The 14,535-nt window shown below is 70.2% G+C and carries 13 protein-coding genes; 6 read left to right on the top strand and 7 right to left on the bottom strand.

All coding sequences use genetic code 11. The annotated features are described in order from the left end of the window. The first annotated feature begins 4 nt into the window (after positions 1–4). Positions 5–2,056 (top strand): hypothetical protein, encoded by a 2,052-nt coding sequence (locus D456_RS0110715; RefSeq protein ID WP_017576178.1) that lies wholly within the window; start codon positions 5–7, stop codon positions 2,054–2,056. Between the two features lie 1,403 nt (positions 2,057–3,459). Next, positions 3,460–3,915: a nitroreductase family deazaflavin-dependent oxidoreductase gene (locus D456_RS0110710; protein ID WP_017576177.1), complete on the top strand. Its 456-nt coding sequence runs from the start codon at positions 3,460–3,462 to the stop codon at positions 3,913–3,915. 24 nt (positions 3,916–3,939) lie between these two features. Here D456_RS0110710 and D456_RS0110705 read toward each other — a convergent pair whose 3' ends face one another. Further along, positions 3,940–5,259 carry an acyltransferase family protein gene (locus D456_RS0110705; protein WP_017576176.1) on the bottom strand — a complete coding sequence of 440 codons (1,320 nt, stop codon included), beginning with the start codon at positions 5,257–5,259 and terminating at the stop codon, positions 3,940–3,942. Between the two features lie 268 nt (positions 5,260–5,527). Between D456_RS0110705 and D456_RS0110700 the strand changes: the two genes are divergently transcribed. The 4 genes from D456_RS0110700 to D456_RS0110685 are packed head-to-tail and all read left to right on the top strand — an operon-like array spanning position 5,528 to position 9,457. Continuing rightward, positions 5,528–6,448, top strand: a complete 921-nt coding sequence (locus tag D456_RS0110700) for a DUF3068 domain-containing protein (protein ID WP_017576175.1) — start codon at positions 5,528–5,530, stop codon at positions 6,446–6,448. A gap of 28 nt (positions 6,449–6,476) precedes the next feature. Beyond that, positions 6,477–7,355, top strand: a complete 879-nt coding sequence (locus D456_RS0110695) for a decaprenyl-phosphate phosphoribosyltransferase (RefSeq protein WP_017576174.1) — start codon at positions 6,477–6,479, stop codon at positions 7,353–7,355. Continuing rightward, positions 7,352–8,704 carry an FAD-binding oxidoreductase gene (locus D456_RS0110690; RefSeq protein WP_017576173.1) on the top strand — a complete coding sequence of 451 codons (1,353 nt, stop codon included), beginning with the start codon at positions 7,352–7,354 and terminating at the stop codon, positions 8,702–8,704. The genes D456_RS0110695 and D456_RS0110690 overlap by 4 nt, the downstream gene beginning before the upstream one ends. 3 nt (positions 8,705–8,707) lie before the next feature. After that, entirely contained in the window at positions 8,708–9,457 is a 750-nt protein-coding gene (locus D456_RS0110685) for an SDR family NAD(P)-dependent oxidoreductase (protein ID WP_017576172.1), read from the top strand. Here D456_RS0110685 and D456_RS0110680 read toward each other — a convergent pair. The 6 genes from D456_RS0110680 to D456_RS0110650 all read right to left on the bottom strand — a co-directional run bounded on the left by D456_RS0110680 (position 9,447) and on the right by D456_RS0110650 (position 14,535). Then, positions 9,447–10,844 carry an MFS transporter gene (locus D456_RS0110680; protein ID WP_026115755.1) on the bottom strand — a complete coding sequence of 466 codons (1,398 nt, stop codon included), beginning with the start codon at positions 10,842–10,844 and terminating at the stop codon, positions 9,447–9,449. The two genes, D456_RS0110685 and D456_RS0110680, sit on opposite strands and share 11 nt — an antisense overlap. Then, complete coding sequence (locus D456_RS0110675; RefSeq protein ID WP_040699091.1) at positions 10,841–11,818, bottom strand: oxygenase MpaB family protein; 978 nt, start codon at positions 11,816–11,818, stop codon at positions 10,841–10,843. The genes D456_RS0110680 and D456_RS0110675 overlap by 4 nt, the downstream gene beginning before the upstream one ends. A gap of 58 nt (positions 11,819–11,876) precedes the next feature. Further along, a complete protein-coding gene (locus D456_RS0110670; RefSeq protein WP_040699088.1) occupies positions 11,877–12,860 on the bottom strand; it encodes an oxygenase MpaB family protein in 984 nt (327 codons plus the stop codon). A gap of 178 nt (positions 12,861–13,038) precedes the next feature. After that, positions 13,039–13,617: a GTP-binding protein gene (locus D456_RS0110665; protein ID WP_017576168.1), complete on the bottom strand. Its 579-nt coding sequence runs from the start codon at positions 13,615–13,617 to the stop codon at positions 13,039–13,041. After that, positions 13,598–14,071 carry a DUF742 domain-containing protein gene (locus D456_RS23960; RefSeq protein ID WP_017576167.1) on the bottom strand — a complete coding sequence of 158 codons (474 nt, stop codon included), beginning with the start codon at positions 14,069–14,071 and terminating at the stop codon, positions 13,598–13,600. Before D456_RS23960 ends, D456_RS0110665 begins: the two co-directional genes overlap by 20 nt. Before the next feature lie 8 nt (positions 14,072–14,079). Next, the gene (locus tag D456_RS0110650; protein WP_026115754.1) at positions 14,080–14,535 is read right to left on the bottom strand and encodes a roadblock/LC7 domain-containing protein; all 456 of its coding nucleotides are present in this window, start codon (positions 14,533–14,535) and stop codon (positions 14,080–14,082) included.

Genomic DNA, 14,535 nt, shown 5'->3' with positions numbered 1-14,535 from the left:
CTCCATGGAGCCCGACTCCGAGGGCAGGCAGGTACAGGGCACCCCGACCGGGGAGGGCGCCAACAGGGTACGCCGACCGGTCGAGGAACCCGACGGGGAGGGCCCCTCCTTCGAGGAAGCCCTGCGCGGCGTCGCTGCCGGATTCCGTCGGCTGCTCCGTGACCGTGTGTTCCTGGCGGGACTGGCGATCACGGCGCTAGCAGTGCTCCTACGCGCCTACGTGCTCACCCAGTCGAACTTCATCGAGGACGACTACCTCTTCTTCGCGGCCGCCGACGCCGGAGAGCTCGGCCCCGACTACCTCTTCGACCTGCACAAGGGCCACTTCATGCCGGGGGCGCTCTTCCTGGTCTACTTCCAGACCGCGTTCTGGCCCTACCACTGGTGGGTCAGCGCCGGTGTGATGCTCGCGGTGCAGGCCGCTGCTCACCTCGCCTTCCTGCGGATGCTGTGGGAACTCTTCGGCCGCCGCTGGGCCCTCCTGGTACCCCTGACGGTCTTCGCGTTCGCCCCGCTGACCGTGCCGGTACTGGGCTGGTGGTCCGCCGCGCTCAACGCGGTCCCCCTCCAACTCGCCCTCGCCCTGGCGCTGCTGTGGACCGTGCGCCACCTGCGCACGGGAGAACTCCGTGCCGCCTGGTTCGCCGTCGGCGCGGTCGTGTTCGGGATGCTCTTCACCGTCAAGGCCATGTTCCTGCCGGTGCTCGTCCTGGCCGTCGCGTTGACCTACCTCTACCCGGGCGGGCTGTCGGTGTCGCTGCGCCGGGCCTGGGAACTGCACCGCCCCTACTGGGCGACCATGGCCGGGCTCTTCGCCGCCTACACCGTGTTGTACCTGGGGCGCATGGCCTCCTCCGACAGCTCCGACGGGGCCGGGGTCCCCGAGGGCGAGTCCGCGTGGGGCATCGCACGCGGACTGGTCGCGGAGGTCTTTCCCGTGGGCGCCCTGGGAGGCCCGCTGGAATGGGGACCGATCACCCCCACCGGCGGGCTCATCGACCCGCGAGGTTGGGTGGTCCTGGCAGCATGGGCCGTGTTGGGCGCGATCGTGCTGGTCAGCGTATGGATGCGTCGGCGCGCGTGGCGAGCCTGGGCGCTGCTCCTGGGGTACGTGGTGATCGTGGACGTCCTGCCCACGATCATCGCCCGAGCCCGGTTCCAGGACGTGGTCGGTGCCGATCCGCGCTACGTCGCGGACGCTGCCCCGGTCTTCGCGCTGTGCCTGGCGCTGGCCTTCCTGCCCACCCGTGAGGAACGGGCCCGCGCCCAGGTGGGCTCGGCGGGGGACGGGCGTGTCGACCTGCGGCCCTACCGGACCGGTGTGGGCCGCCCCGCCCGCGTGGCGGCCGTCGCGGCGACCGTGGTGTACGCGGCCGCCGCGGTGGTGTCCACGCACACCTACGCACGCACCCTCCAGGGCGATTACCTCGGTTCCTACCTCGACTCGGTGCGCGCATCGTTGTCGGACGTGCCGGAGGAGGGCGGCCTGTACTCCACCCCGGTGCCCGAGGACATCGTCGTGGAGTGGAACGCCCAGTACCGGCTCAGCTCCTGGGTGCTCTCCCCGTTGGCCGACGCCGGGACCGCCGAACGCATGCGCCTACCGGAGCAGGCGGACACCGCCCACGTCTTCGACGGCGACGGCGATCTCGTGCACGCCGCCCCGGGGGAGGGCTCCGCGGTCTTCGTCCCCGAGGAGGGTGAGAAGTGCCTGGAAACCTGGGACGGCATCATGTCCTGGCCGGTGGAGGCCAACGGCGGATCCTCGCAGGTCGTCACGGTCGGCTACGAGGCCGAGGAGGAGACCGACGCGATCCTGTTCCTGGGCGACGACTTCCTGGAACTGGAACTGCCCGAGGCCGAGGAGGACGGTGTCTGGTTCGTGCCCTCGGGTGCGTCCGCGGAGCAGCTGGCCCTGCACACCGAGGAGGACACGGTGTGCGTGAACTGGGTGTCGGTGGGTGTGATGGGCCCGGCCGAGGAGGACGAGCGGTGGCTGCCGTCCGGTGACGAACGCTCCGACCCGGGCGAGGACGCCGACGACGGGGGCGCATAACCAGACGTGTTGTTCGGTGAAGGGGCCGGGGAACCTGGGATCTGGGGTGCGGGGGTGGTAGGTAGGGGCCGGTGGATCGGTGCAGGTGGGGCAGGGGCCATGGACTGGTGGCAGGTGGGTGGTGTTCGTCGGAGCGTCGAGCGTAGCCCGGCCGGGGCTTCCCGCAACCCGCTTCGGCGCCCCGCCACACCCTTTTCATCGCGATGAATGTGGCGGGTGTGTGGTGGGTTGGTGTCGGCGCCTCGGGGCGTGCGGTCCACCCCTTCCCCGGGCCGGCCCGCTCTCGCCGCCGAACACCCCACGGCCGCAGACCAACCGTCCGCCCGAAGAAATGGGGGCCCAACCGCCGACCCCCTCGGGCGCGGCATTGCGGTCACCGCTTGCGGCGTGGGCACGGTGGCTCGCTCCTGCGACAGCAACGGCCCCTACGGGGGCAACTACGGCCCCGCGCACTCCCGGCGGAGCACTGCAGCCGGGGGTGGCAGGCGTGTGCCCGCACCCGTACTGGAGAAACTCCGACACAGAGAGGCTGGGAACGGCACCCGTGCGGGTGCCGGAGACCGAAAACCACCGTTGTTAGTGCTCGTGTGGGCACCAGCACCCGCCTACGGTGCCCACACGGGCACTATCAACCGCCCGGCCCGGCACCGCCTGGGCCTCGAATCCGACACCGGCAACAAGAACCACAGCCGAAGCCGGTTCCGGCAGCAATACCCACGCGCCGAAACCCGCCCAGCCACCCGCACACCGGCCGCCCCCCGGACTCAATGCTCTGCTGGGGCAGGCGGGGCCTCGGGGGCCGCGCACACACCAGCCACCCCCGGCCTCAATGCGCCACCGGGAGCAGGCGGGGCCAGACCCGAAGGGCCGGTAGTTGCTCCCGCAAGGGCCCGTAGTTGCCTTTCGCATGAGCGAACCACCGCGCGCACGCCGCAAGCGGTGGTCACAATGCAGCCCCACAGGGGGAGGAAAGCGCCCACCGTTCCTTCTGCTGCCAGGGCGCCGGGGGTGGCGGGGTTCGTCGAGGTGGGTCGGGAAAGCCCGGCGCAAAGGGTCGGAGCGCACACCCCGAGGCGCCCCCACACCAACCCACCACACACCCGCCACCAACCCCGCAAAGAAACGTGTGCGGGGGTGGCACCGAGTGGGTTGCGCGCAGACCCGGCCGGGCTAAAATCCCGACCCCGACGAACCACCACCCCCGGCACAACAAGAAACCCCCGCCCCAACTCCGAACCACCCCCGGCACAACAAGAAACCCCCGCCCCAACCAACCCGAGCCCCTACCCATCGATGCTCCAGAAGACCAGTACACGGCGCCGTCGGGCATGTCGACCGCTTTTCCCGGTGGTTCCGTGCCACCATCGGGATGGTCCGATCGCCCCCTCTTACGAAGGAGCACGATGGGCACGGAGCAGATCGTCGAAGGCGAGTACGAGCCGAGTTCGTCCCAGTGGGTCCGTGAGCAGGTGGACCTGTACGAGCGGACCGGCGGACGTGAGGGCAACACCCTCATGGACACCGGGATGCCGGTCGTCATCCTGACCACGCGCGGCCGCAAGAGCGGTAAGGTCCGCAAGTCCGCGGTCATGCGGGTCGAGCACGACGGCGAGTACGCGGTCGTCGGATCCCTGGGCGGAGCGCCCGAGCACCCCTCGTGGGTGCACAACCTGCGCGCCGCCCCGGACGAGGTCGCCCTCCAGGACGGTCCCGAACCCTTCGCGGCCCGGGCCCGTGAGGTGGAGGGGGACGAGCGTGCCCGCTGGTGGGACCGGGCCGTGGAGGCCTACCCGCCCTACGCCGATTACCGTGAGAAGACCGACCGCCACATCCCGGTCTTCGTCCTCACCCCGGCCTGAGCCGGGGCCTCCGCCGGGTACGTCTCAGGGACGGCCGGCGGAGGCCTTCGTGCGCCGGGGGTCGAGGAAGAACTTCCGGGCCCACTTCCGGCTGGGTTCCTCCACCCACCGGAAGGTCGCCATGGCGAGCAGGACGGTCGCAATGGTCACCGGCACCATGTCGAGCCAGAACGACCCGGTGAAGATTTCCTGGTCGGTGAAGTCGCGCCACATGTACAGCACCAGGAACTGCCACAGGAACACCCCGTAGGAGATCTTGGCCAGGAACTGCCACAGAGGATGGCGCAGCAGTGACTCCAACCAGCGTCCCTCCCGCCAGGCCTCGGCGGTTCGCAGGGGGTACGGGCCGCTGGTGGGCCGAGGGGCCAGCGCCGCAGGGGCGATGACGGAGAACGCGAACCCGATCCCGGCCAGGGATCCGACCGTAGAGGTCCAGATGTCGCCGGAACCGATGAACCGGCCGCCCGCCGCGTCGGTCGCGGTGAGCGCGAAGAACCCGCCGGCGAGGATCCAGCACACCCCCGGGGAGGCGGCGACGGTGCGGCAGAAACGGCGCACGGGACCGTCGGGACCCGGTTCCCGCCAGGCCCACTCGGACAGCACCGCCAGTGACATCCCGGCGGCGAACAGGCCCATCGTGCGCGGGAGCCACACGTGCATGTATGCACGCTGTTCCGGATAGAACTGCGGGATCAGCGCGAGCAACGCCAGGACGCCCATGAGTGCCAACCCCGCGAGCAGGCGCCGCCCGCGTGCGTCCACCGAGCGGCCCCGGCGCGCCCACAGGGCCAGGAGCAGGGCGAAGACCGGTAGCAGCAGGTAGAAGCTGACCTCCACCGACAGGCTCCACATCTGCCCCAGGCCGTAGGGGCCGGTCCCCACCCATTCGGGGTCGGTGTTGAAGGTGAAGGTCAGGGTCAGGGCCTCCACCCAGTAGCGCACCGAGTCGAGGTGCTCGCGGGAGTAGAGCAGCAGCGCCGCCAGTGCGACGATCCAGTACGCGGGGAACACCCGGGTGACCCGCCGCCACAGGTAGGTACGGGCGCGGGGCCTCTCGGTCCCGTCCAGTGCGGCGCGGGCCCAGGGGCGGTACAGCAGTACGCCGGAGAGGGCGAAGAAGAGCGGGACCGCCAGGTCGAAGGCGGACAGCAGCCCGCCCAGAGGACCCGGGGCCAGGGAGTCGCCGGTCTCCGTGGCCACGTGGAAGACCAGGACCATGAGTGCGGCCGTGGCACGGATACCGTCGAGGGTTTCGTGCCGACCGCTGACCTGCGGCAGGGCGAGGCCGGGATCGCCGGTACTGTGCGCGCCGCCGTGCGGGGGCGCTGAGGGTGAGGGCGCCATGGGGCCTTCCGGGGACGGGTGGGAGACGGAGCACGGGCGTCACTGCGGCGCGGAAGCGGGGCCGTCGTCACTGAGGATCCACGTGTCAAGTAGAACCTGTTATAAAAATTAGGACACGCCAGGGTGACGCCGTTCACTACTGAGGAGTAGTCTACTGGAACTGAAGCCAGTTTCACGGGGCCGATTCCTCCCCGGGAGTCACCCCGCCCCTCGAAAACCCCAGCGAAGCCGTCCCAGAACCGGACTCTCACCACGCCCAGGAGGGCACATGCGCCGTACCGTCGCGGTCGTTCTCATCGCGTTGGGGGTCTTCTGTCTCGCTATGGCACCTCTCATGCGCACGTGGGTGGCCAGCTCCCTGATGAAGACCCCGCTGGACTACTACTCCGAACTGGTCAACACAGGGCAGGCAGACTACTTCAACATCGAGGACGTCGAACAGGTCGAGGACGCCGAGGTCGAGGCCCACACGACCGTGCGCGCCGACGTAGCTTCCAGCAGCGACGAGACCGTCGTCTGGGACCAGTTCACCTGGATCAAGGACAGCGAGACCGACTTCGGTATCTCCTCCACCAGCCGCCGCGCCGGCCACGACCGCGTAACCGGTGAGGGCGTCGACTGCTGCGATCCGATGGTCGACGACGAGTCCGTCACCCAGAACGGCCAGCTCTGGAAGTTCCCGTTCTTCACCGAGCAGCGGGACTACGAGTTCTACGAGACCACCATCCGGGAGACCCTCCCGATCGAGTTCGACGGCGTCGAGACCATCGACGGGGTGGAGGCCTACCGGTTCGTCCAGACCGTCGAGCCCACCGTCATCGACGAACAGACCGTCCCGCGCGAGGTCGCCGGCCTCGAAGGCGACGGCGACGTCACCGGTGACGTCGAGTACTCGGTCACCCGCACCTACTGGATCGAACCGAACTCCGGGGCCCCCATCAACCTCAGCGAGGACCAGAAGCGCGTCGTAGTGGTCGACGGCGAGGAGGTCCTGACGATGCTCGAGGGCGAGCTCAGCTACAACGACGAGACCATCGACAACGCCATCGCCAACACCGAGCAGGCACGGAAGTTCCTGCCGCTGCTCCACACCACGCTGCCCATCGGCGCCCTCATCGCGGGTGTGGGCCTCATCGGCGTGGCCGTCGTGCTCCTGGTGACCGGCCGCAACGGTGAACGACAGGAGTGACCCCCGCCCGTCGGCACCCGGGACCCCGGTGCCCGGGCGGGTCCCTTCCGCCACGACCGCGCGGGGCACGGTCCCCTCGGCGCTGCTGAGGGCCTGCCGTCCCCGCCAGTGGCCGAAGAACCTCCTGGTCCTGGCCGCGCCCGCCGCGGCGGGGACCCTCTCCGAACCCTCCGCGTGGTCCGTGTGCGGTGCCGTGGTCGCCCTGTTCTGTCTGGCGGCGAGCGGCACCTACTTGCTCAACGACGTACGCGACGTCGAGAGCGACCGCGCGCACGAACGCAAACACCGCCGTCCCATCGCTTCGGGCGCCCTGCCCCTGCCGTTGGCGCTCGTGTCCGGGGCGGCGATGACCGTCACGGCACCGTTGTCGTCCCTGCTCCTGGACGATCCCGTCCTCACCGCGATCGTCACCGGCTACGTGGCGCTCACGGCCGCCTACACGTTCCTGCTCAAGAACATCGTGCTCGTGGACCTGGTCTCCGTGGCCGGGTGCCACGTCCTCCGCGCCGCCGCCGGAGCCGCCGCCGTGGGCGTACCCATGTCCGGATGGTTCGTGCTCGTGGTCGCGATGGGCGCGCTGCTGCTGGTCAGCGGGAAACGCGAAGCCGAGCACCGCGGTTCCACACCGGTGCGGCGCACCCTCGGGGTGTACACCGCCTCGTTCCTGACCGGGCTGCGGATCGCCGTCTCGGCCGTGCTCGTGGTCACCTACTGCCTCTGGGCGCTCTCCCAGAGCCCCTGGCACGCGGCGAGTGCCGTGCCCCTGTTCGCCTGTACGCTTCGCTACAACATGCTCGTGGACCGCGGGGCCGGGGAGGAACCCGAGGAGATCGCTCTGCGCGACCGGCCCCTCCAGACCGCCCTCGTGGTCCTCATCGCCCTGGTGGGAATGGGGATCTACCCGTGACCGTGCTCCTGAGCGGATGGGGCCGCACCGCACCGTCCGCAGCCCGTGTGGTGCGCCCGCGCGACACCGGCCAGGTCGCCCGCGCACTGACCGCGGCCGGCCCCCGGGGCGCGCTGCCGCGCGGACTCGGGCGCTCCTACGGCGACGCCGCGCAGGACGCGGGCGGATCCGTCCTGGACTGCACCGGGCTCACCGGGCCCGTACGTCTGGACCCCGACCGGGGCGAGGCCACCGTGCCCGCGGGGACCCCGCTCGGACGGATCTCCGCAGAGCTGCTCCCGCGCGGACACGCCCTGCCGGTGGTGCCCGGCACCCGCCACGTCACCCTCGGGGGCGCGATCGCCGCCGACGTGCACGGCAAGAACCACCACGCCGACTCCTCCCTGGGCGCACACGTACGGTCGCTGACCCTGGTCACCCCGGACGGGACGGTGCGGCGACTGCGTCCCGACGAGGGCGACACCGAACTGTTCTGGGCCACCGTCGGCGGCATGGGGCTGACCGGGGTCGTCACCGAGGCCGCCTTCGCCACCCTGCCCGTGACCACCGCCCACGCCCGGGTGGACACCGACCGGACCCCGGACCTGGACGCCACCTTGGAGCTGCTGGCGCGCGACAGCGGCCACCGGTACTCCGTGGCCTGGGTGGACCTTCTTGGGTCAGGGCGTTCTATCGTCTCCCGCGCCGACCACGCCGGGGTGCAGGACCTGCCCGTGCGGTTGCGGCGTACACCGTTGTCCGGCGGCGGTCCGGGAAAGGTACTGACCGTTCCGGTGACGGCCCCGCGCGGGCTCTTCAACCGCTGGACCGTCGCCGCCTTCAACCACGCCTACTACCACAAGGCACCGCTGCGGCGGCGCGACCATGTGCAGCCCCTGGCCGGGTTCTTCCATCCCCTGGACGGACTGCGCGCCTGGAACCGCGCCTACGGGCCTGCGGGCGCGGTGCAGTACCAGTGCGTGATCCCGCTGGGGGAGGAGGACACCCTGCGCGCGGTGGCCGCGGACCTGGCGCGTGCACCCACGTTCCTGGGGGTGCTCAAACGGATGGGGCGGGCGACCCCCGCCCCGCTGTCCTTCCCCCGGCCCGGATGGACACTGGCCGTGGATCTGCCCGCCGACCTGCCCGGGCTGCGGAACCTCCTCGACCGGCTCGACGAGCGGGTCCTGGCGGCCGGCGGGCGCCTGTACCTGGCCAAGGACGCCCGGGCCCGCCCGGAGACCGTCCGCGCCATGTATCCCGGCCTGTCCGGCTGGCAGCGTACGTGTGCGCGCGTCGACCCGGACGGGGTCATGGTCTCCGACCTGGCCCGACGCCTCGACCTGAGAGCCCGACCCGAGAAGGATTGACCCATGCGTGATGCCGTCGGATCCGTGCGGTCCGTGCTGTTGTTGGGAGGACGCAGCGAGATCGGCCTGGCCGTCGTCGAACGCCTGGTCCACGAGGGCGCCCGCAAGGTAGTGCTCGCCGCCCGCGGCGGTGCCGAGGCGCCCCACTCCCTTGCCGCACTGGAACCGGAGGTGCACTCGCTGGACTTCGACGCCGCACTGCACGAGACCCACTGCGGCATCGTGGCGGCGGCCGCGGAGCTCGTCGGTGACCTGGACGTGGTCGTGGACGCCTTCGGTGTGCTCGGCGACCAGGCGGCCTACGAGGCCGACCCGGTCTCCGCCGCGCGGGACAGCGCCGTCAACTACACCGGGCACGTGTCCGTGGACCTGGCGGTGGCCGCACGCCTGCGCGAGCAGGGGCACGGGACGCTCGTGGTGCTGTCCTCGGTCGCCGGTGTGCGCACACGCCGGTTCAACTACGTCTACGGCTCGGCCAAGGCCGGACTCGACGGTTTTGCGCAGGGGCTGGCGGACGCCCTCCACGGCACCGGAGCCCGGGTCCTGGTGGTGCGCCCCGGTTATGTGCCGACACAGATGTCGCGCCACGTGGACCCCGCGCCTTTCCCAGCGACCCCCGGCCAGGTCGCCGCTGCAGTCGCCCGCGGCCTGCGGACCGGGGCCCACACGGTCTGGGCCCCGCCGGTCCTGTGGCCGTTGTTCACGGTACTCCGGGCGCTCCCGCGCCCCCTGTGGCGCCGGCTCAGCCGCTGACCCCGCTGTCCGCGGGGCGTCCGCGGGGCCGCGTGCCGTGCTCGGTCAGGCGGTAGAACGCCAAGGGCACCAGGCACGCGAGCATGATCGCTGCCGGCAGGAGGGTGCTGCCCAGAAGGATGCCTCGCAGCGCGGTGCCGCTCTGCTGCACCACTTCACCCGCGCCGGACTCCACGTACCCGCTCACCGCCAGGCAGAGGGAGAGCAGGCCCGTGCCCGCGGACTGCGCCATCGCCTCACCGGAGGTCCACAGCCCGGAGAGCACACCGCCCTGACGGCGGTCGTCCGCACCCGTGGCCATGCAGTCGGCCAGCATCGAACCGGGCAGCAGCATCGTCCCGGACAGCCCGACCCCGATGAGTACCGACGACACGACCGCGCCCGGAACACCCCACCAGGGCAGGCACATGAGCCCCAGGCCGCCGAGGACGAACACCAGGGCCGAGAGCGCCGCCGCGCCCCGCTTGTCCAAGCGGAGCGAGACCCGGCGCCAGACCGGGGCCGCGGCCATGAGCGGGACCAGCACACACACCATCAGGATGCTCGTGTACGCGGGTTCGCCCATCACGTTCGCCGTCACGTACGGCACCCCGGCCACCATCGTGCCGCTCGCCGTCGCCATGAGCAGGTTCGCCGGGAACAACACCCGGAAGTGCCGGTGCCCCAACGCCACACGCAACTGCGCGAACAGCCCCTCGCCCCGGTGCGGGTGGGACGGGCTCGGTGCCCGACGGGTCCCGGCGAAGGCGCCCAGCATCGACAACAGCACCACCGCGCCCATGGCCAGGCCCATGGCACGGTATCCCGTGATCTCGTCGGAGGGGACCCCCTGCAGCACCGGCGCCAGCGCGCCACCCAGCATCAGTGCCAGGCCCACGAACGCGGTCCGCCACGTGTTGAACGTGGAGCGCTCGTGGTAATCGGTGGTGATCTCGCCGGGCATCGCCGTATAGGGCACGGAGAACATCGAGGACGCCAACGCCGCCGCCAGGAACACCGCGCCCACGTAGAGGGCCGCCGCGTCCCCCTCCAAGGGCGGTCCCGCGAACATCGCCGCGAACAGCACCGGCATCGTCAGGGCGCCCGAGAGCATCCACGGGCGCCGCGGTCCCCAGCGTGAGCGCGTGCGGTCGGACCACACCCCGATGGAGGGGCTCACCAACAGGTCGACGAGTTTGGGCAGGAGAATCACCGCACCCGCCACTGCCGGCCCCACCGCGAGCGTGTCGGTCAAGTAGATGAGCAGCAGGAGGCCCGGAACTGTGTTGAACACACCGATCGCCACCGCACCGGTGCCGTACCAGGCGTGCACCGCTCGGGGCAGACCCGTCCGGGCAGAAAGAGGCCCCGCCCCACCCGGGACGGGGCCTGGAGCGGTCGCGGTCACGCGCGCACGTCCGGGTCGCTACCGGCCTCGATCGGCTGCTCCTGCTCCGCGGGGCCGGGATCGCCGCCGGCCCCGTACAGGTCCTGGTGGGCCACCGGGTCGACGTTGTGCGCCACGGGGCAGCTCGCCGGGAAGGTCCCGATCCGGGACGGATCGTAGCCGTTCGGGTAGCTGCGGATGTTGGGGTTGTCCGACGCCCAGAACGGCTCCTCGCGCGGCTTCATCCGCCGCACGACCTTCGCGCGCAGCTTCATCGCGATGTCGGCACCCTTGCGCCAGACCTTGGACGGCTTCTCGTAGCGGAAGGCCTCGATGAGCGAGTCGTCCAGGATCGCCATCGAGAACTTGCGTGCGGGGCCCGAGAGGCGCTCGGGGTAGAAGGACACCATCAGGTCGAGGGTGGCGTCGGAGACCGCGCGTCCGCCGTCGGTGTAGGCGAAGTGCTCCACCTCGTAGGTGTCGAGGAGCTCACGGAACCCCTCGTAGGTCTCGGGGATGTCCTTGATCCCCATGTACTTGCCGAGCTTGCGGTAGTAGTGCGTGATACCGGAGATCTCGTGCTCGGACAGGCTGCGCCAGCCGTACCCGTAGTCGTTGAGCCAGCGCACCGGCATGACCACGAAGGTGCTCAGCACGTACCGGTAGTCGTCGTTGCTGATGTCGTAGGACCGGTGCATCTGGTTCATGCGGCGCAGCGCGTCCCGACCTTTACCGGGCTCGAACCCGTGCCGGACCATGTCACCCAGGATCAGTGCGGTGTCGTCGTAGCGCTTCTGGGTGTTGCCGGTGAACTCGTCGGTCCTTCCCAGCAGCTCCCCGATGGACGGTACGGCGTAGGTGCGGTAGAGGGCGATGCCGAGGGCCCTGCCCATGTCCCAGGGGAACTCGTGGGCCTGCAGGATCTGCATGATCCGCACGCAGTCCTTCTCGGGGTCCAGGCGGTGGATCTCGTCGCGGAGGTCGAAGCGCTTCATGCGCGTCATTCAGGGGTTCCTCAGGGGTTCTTGTACGGGGGTCTCGGGGGACGGTCCGTCAGGAGCGCTGTGTGCTGCTCCGACCGGTGGACTCGGACGGGACCTGCGGTGGCAGGGCCTGGCCGGGCGCGGGCACCTGGGCACCGGTGGCGCCGATCTCTTGGGTGCGCATGCCGTGCGGGACCGGGCAACCCTGGGGGAAGGTACCGATCCGGGAGGGGTCGTACCCGTCGGGGTAGGTCCGGACGTTGGGGCTCATCCGGGCCCAGCGCGGCTCCTCGCGCGGCTTCATCCGCCGCACGGCCTTCGCGCGCAACTTCATCGCCCCGTCGGCCGTGGCACGCCAGGCCTTCGAGGGGCGGGGATAGTCGAAGGCCTCGATGAGCCGTTCCTCCAACAGTGCCTTGGTGAAGGGCCGCACCAGGGGACGCTGCCAGGCCGGGTAGAAGTTCACCATCAGGTCGAGGGTGGCGTCGGAGACCGCGCGTCCGCCGTCGGTGTAGGCGAAGTACTCGCGTTCGTAGTCCTCGAGGTACTGGTGGAAGGCCGCGTAGGTCTCGGGGATGTTCTTGATCCCCATGTGCCTGCCGAGCTTGCGGTAGTAGTTGGTGCTCGCCGCGATCTCGTGGTCGCTCAGGCGTCGCCAGCCGTACCCGTAGTCGTTGAGCCAGCGCACCGGCATGACCACGAAGGTGCTCAGCACGTACAGGTAGTCGGCGTTGCTGATGTCGTAGGCACGGTGCATCTGGTTCATGCGGCGCAGCGCGTCACGCCCGCGCCCAGGACCGAAACCGTGCTCCAGGATGTCGTTGAGGATCAGCGCCGTATCGTCGTACCGGTGTTGTGTCCGCTCGGTGAACTCCCGGGTGTCGGCCAGGAGCTGCCCGACGCTCGGCACGGCATAGGTGCGGTACAGAGCGATCCCCAGCGCCTGCTCGATGTCCCACGGGAATTCGTGGGCGCTCAGGATCCGTACGATCTGTTCGCAGTCGGCTTCGGCATCCAACTCGTGGATGCGGTCACGCCATTCGAACCGCTTCATGTGGACGAACTCCACTCGCCTTCGTGCGACCCGCCATGACGGGATCGCGGTCATCGGGTTGCTCGGGGACCCCGTCGTTGCGGGGGTACCTGTGGGCGTACTTTACCCGGAAGGCCCGCGTGTCCAAAGGATGAGGGCATTCCGGGCCCCGCGTACGGGGCCCGGAGGGTGTCGCCTCTCAGGCGGCCATCTGGTCGGCGACCCGGTTGACCAGGGTCAACAGCACCTCTTTGGAGGACTCGCGTCTGCGGGCATCGGCCAGGACCACCGGGATCGACGGATCGAGACTCAGCGCATCGCGCACCTCGTCGGTCTTGTACAGGTGGGCGCCCTCGAAGCAGTTGACCGCGACCACGAACGGCACACCGCGCCGCTCGAAGAAGTCCACCGAGGCGAAGCAGGTCTCCAGCCGCCGGGTGTCGGCGAGCACGACCGCGCCGAGCGCGCCCTCCGACAGTTCCTCCCACATGAACCAGAACCGTTCCTGGCCGGGGGTGCCGAACAGGTACAGCACGAGGGAATCGGTGATGGTGATGCGCCCGAAGTCCAGTGCGACCGTGGTGGTGGACTTGGTCTCCACCCCGGACAGGTCGTCGACCCCGTAGCTGGCCTCGGTCATCACCTCCTCGGTACTCAGCGGGGCGATCTCGCTGACCGATCCGACCAAAGTGGTCTTGCCGGCCCCGAAACCGCCCGCGACGAGGATCTTCAGTGCGGAGGGGACCGGGGCCTGCGTGTCAGAGTCTCTGGATGCCATCGAGAACCGCCTGGAGTACGTCCCGGCTGACCGGGCTCTTCGCTGTGTAAGGAGCGCGGGCCAGGGCCAGCCCGCGGTTGAGGAGATCGCTGAGCAGGACCTTGACGACCGCGACCGGGATCTCCAGGTGGGCGGACACCTCGGCCACCGACTGGGGGCGCCGGCACAGCTCCAGGATGCGCAGCTGTTCCGGTTCCAGCTCCATCTCGTCGACCTCGGCGCGCTTGGCCGCGATGACGACGCTGATCATGTCGAGCTTGACGGTGTCGGCGTGGTCGCGTCCCTGAGCGATCACGTACGGCCGGACCAGAGGACCGGCGTCGGGGCCGGACGGGGGCTCGGGAGGGGCTTGCTCCTCCGGTTGCGGGGCCGGACGGGGCCGACCGCCACCCGCCTCCCGTATGGGGAGGTGGTGCGGCCGGTCCTCATGACCGTAGTCGTCGTGTGCTTGCATGCTGTCCCCTATCGCGTGGCTTCCCCGGACGCGTTCTCGCTGCGGGGAGCGGCGTCGAGGTAGCGGCCGACCTGTTCGACCAGCACATTCATCTCGTAGGCGATCATGCCGACGTCGGAACTCTCCTCCGCGATGACCGCGAGGCAGGCTCCACGTCCGGCGCCGGTGACGAAGAGGTATGCGTTCTCCATCTCCACGACGGTCTGGAGGACCTCGCCCCCGCCGAAGTGGCGGCCTGTGCCCCGGGCCAGGCTCTGGAAGGCCGAGGCCACCGCGGACAGGTGCTCGGCGTCTTCCTTGATCAGCTCATTGGAGCGTCCGATCAGCAGTCCGTCGGCGGACAGGACGATGGCGTGCCGAGAGCCGACCGCACGGTCGAGCAGCTCGTCCAGAAGCCAGTTGATGTCCTTCTTGCCCGCGGCGTTTCCGTTTCCGGGCTCGACGCTCTCGGGGGTACTCGTCAC

Origin of the sequence: Nocardiopsis kunsanensis DSM 44524 (genome assembly GCF_000340965.1) — a bacterium.
In the GTDB taxonomy this organism is placed as follows: domain Bacteria; phylum Actinomycetota; class Actinomycetes; order Streptosporangiales; family Streptosporangiaceae; genus Nocardiopsis; species Nocardiopsis kunsanensis.
The sequence above is the reverse complement of the archived record's forward strand: the minus strand, read 5'-3'. Positions and strand labels throughout refer to the sequence as shown.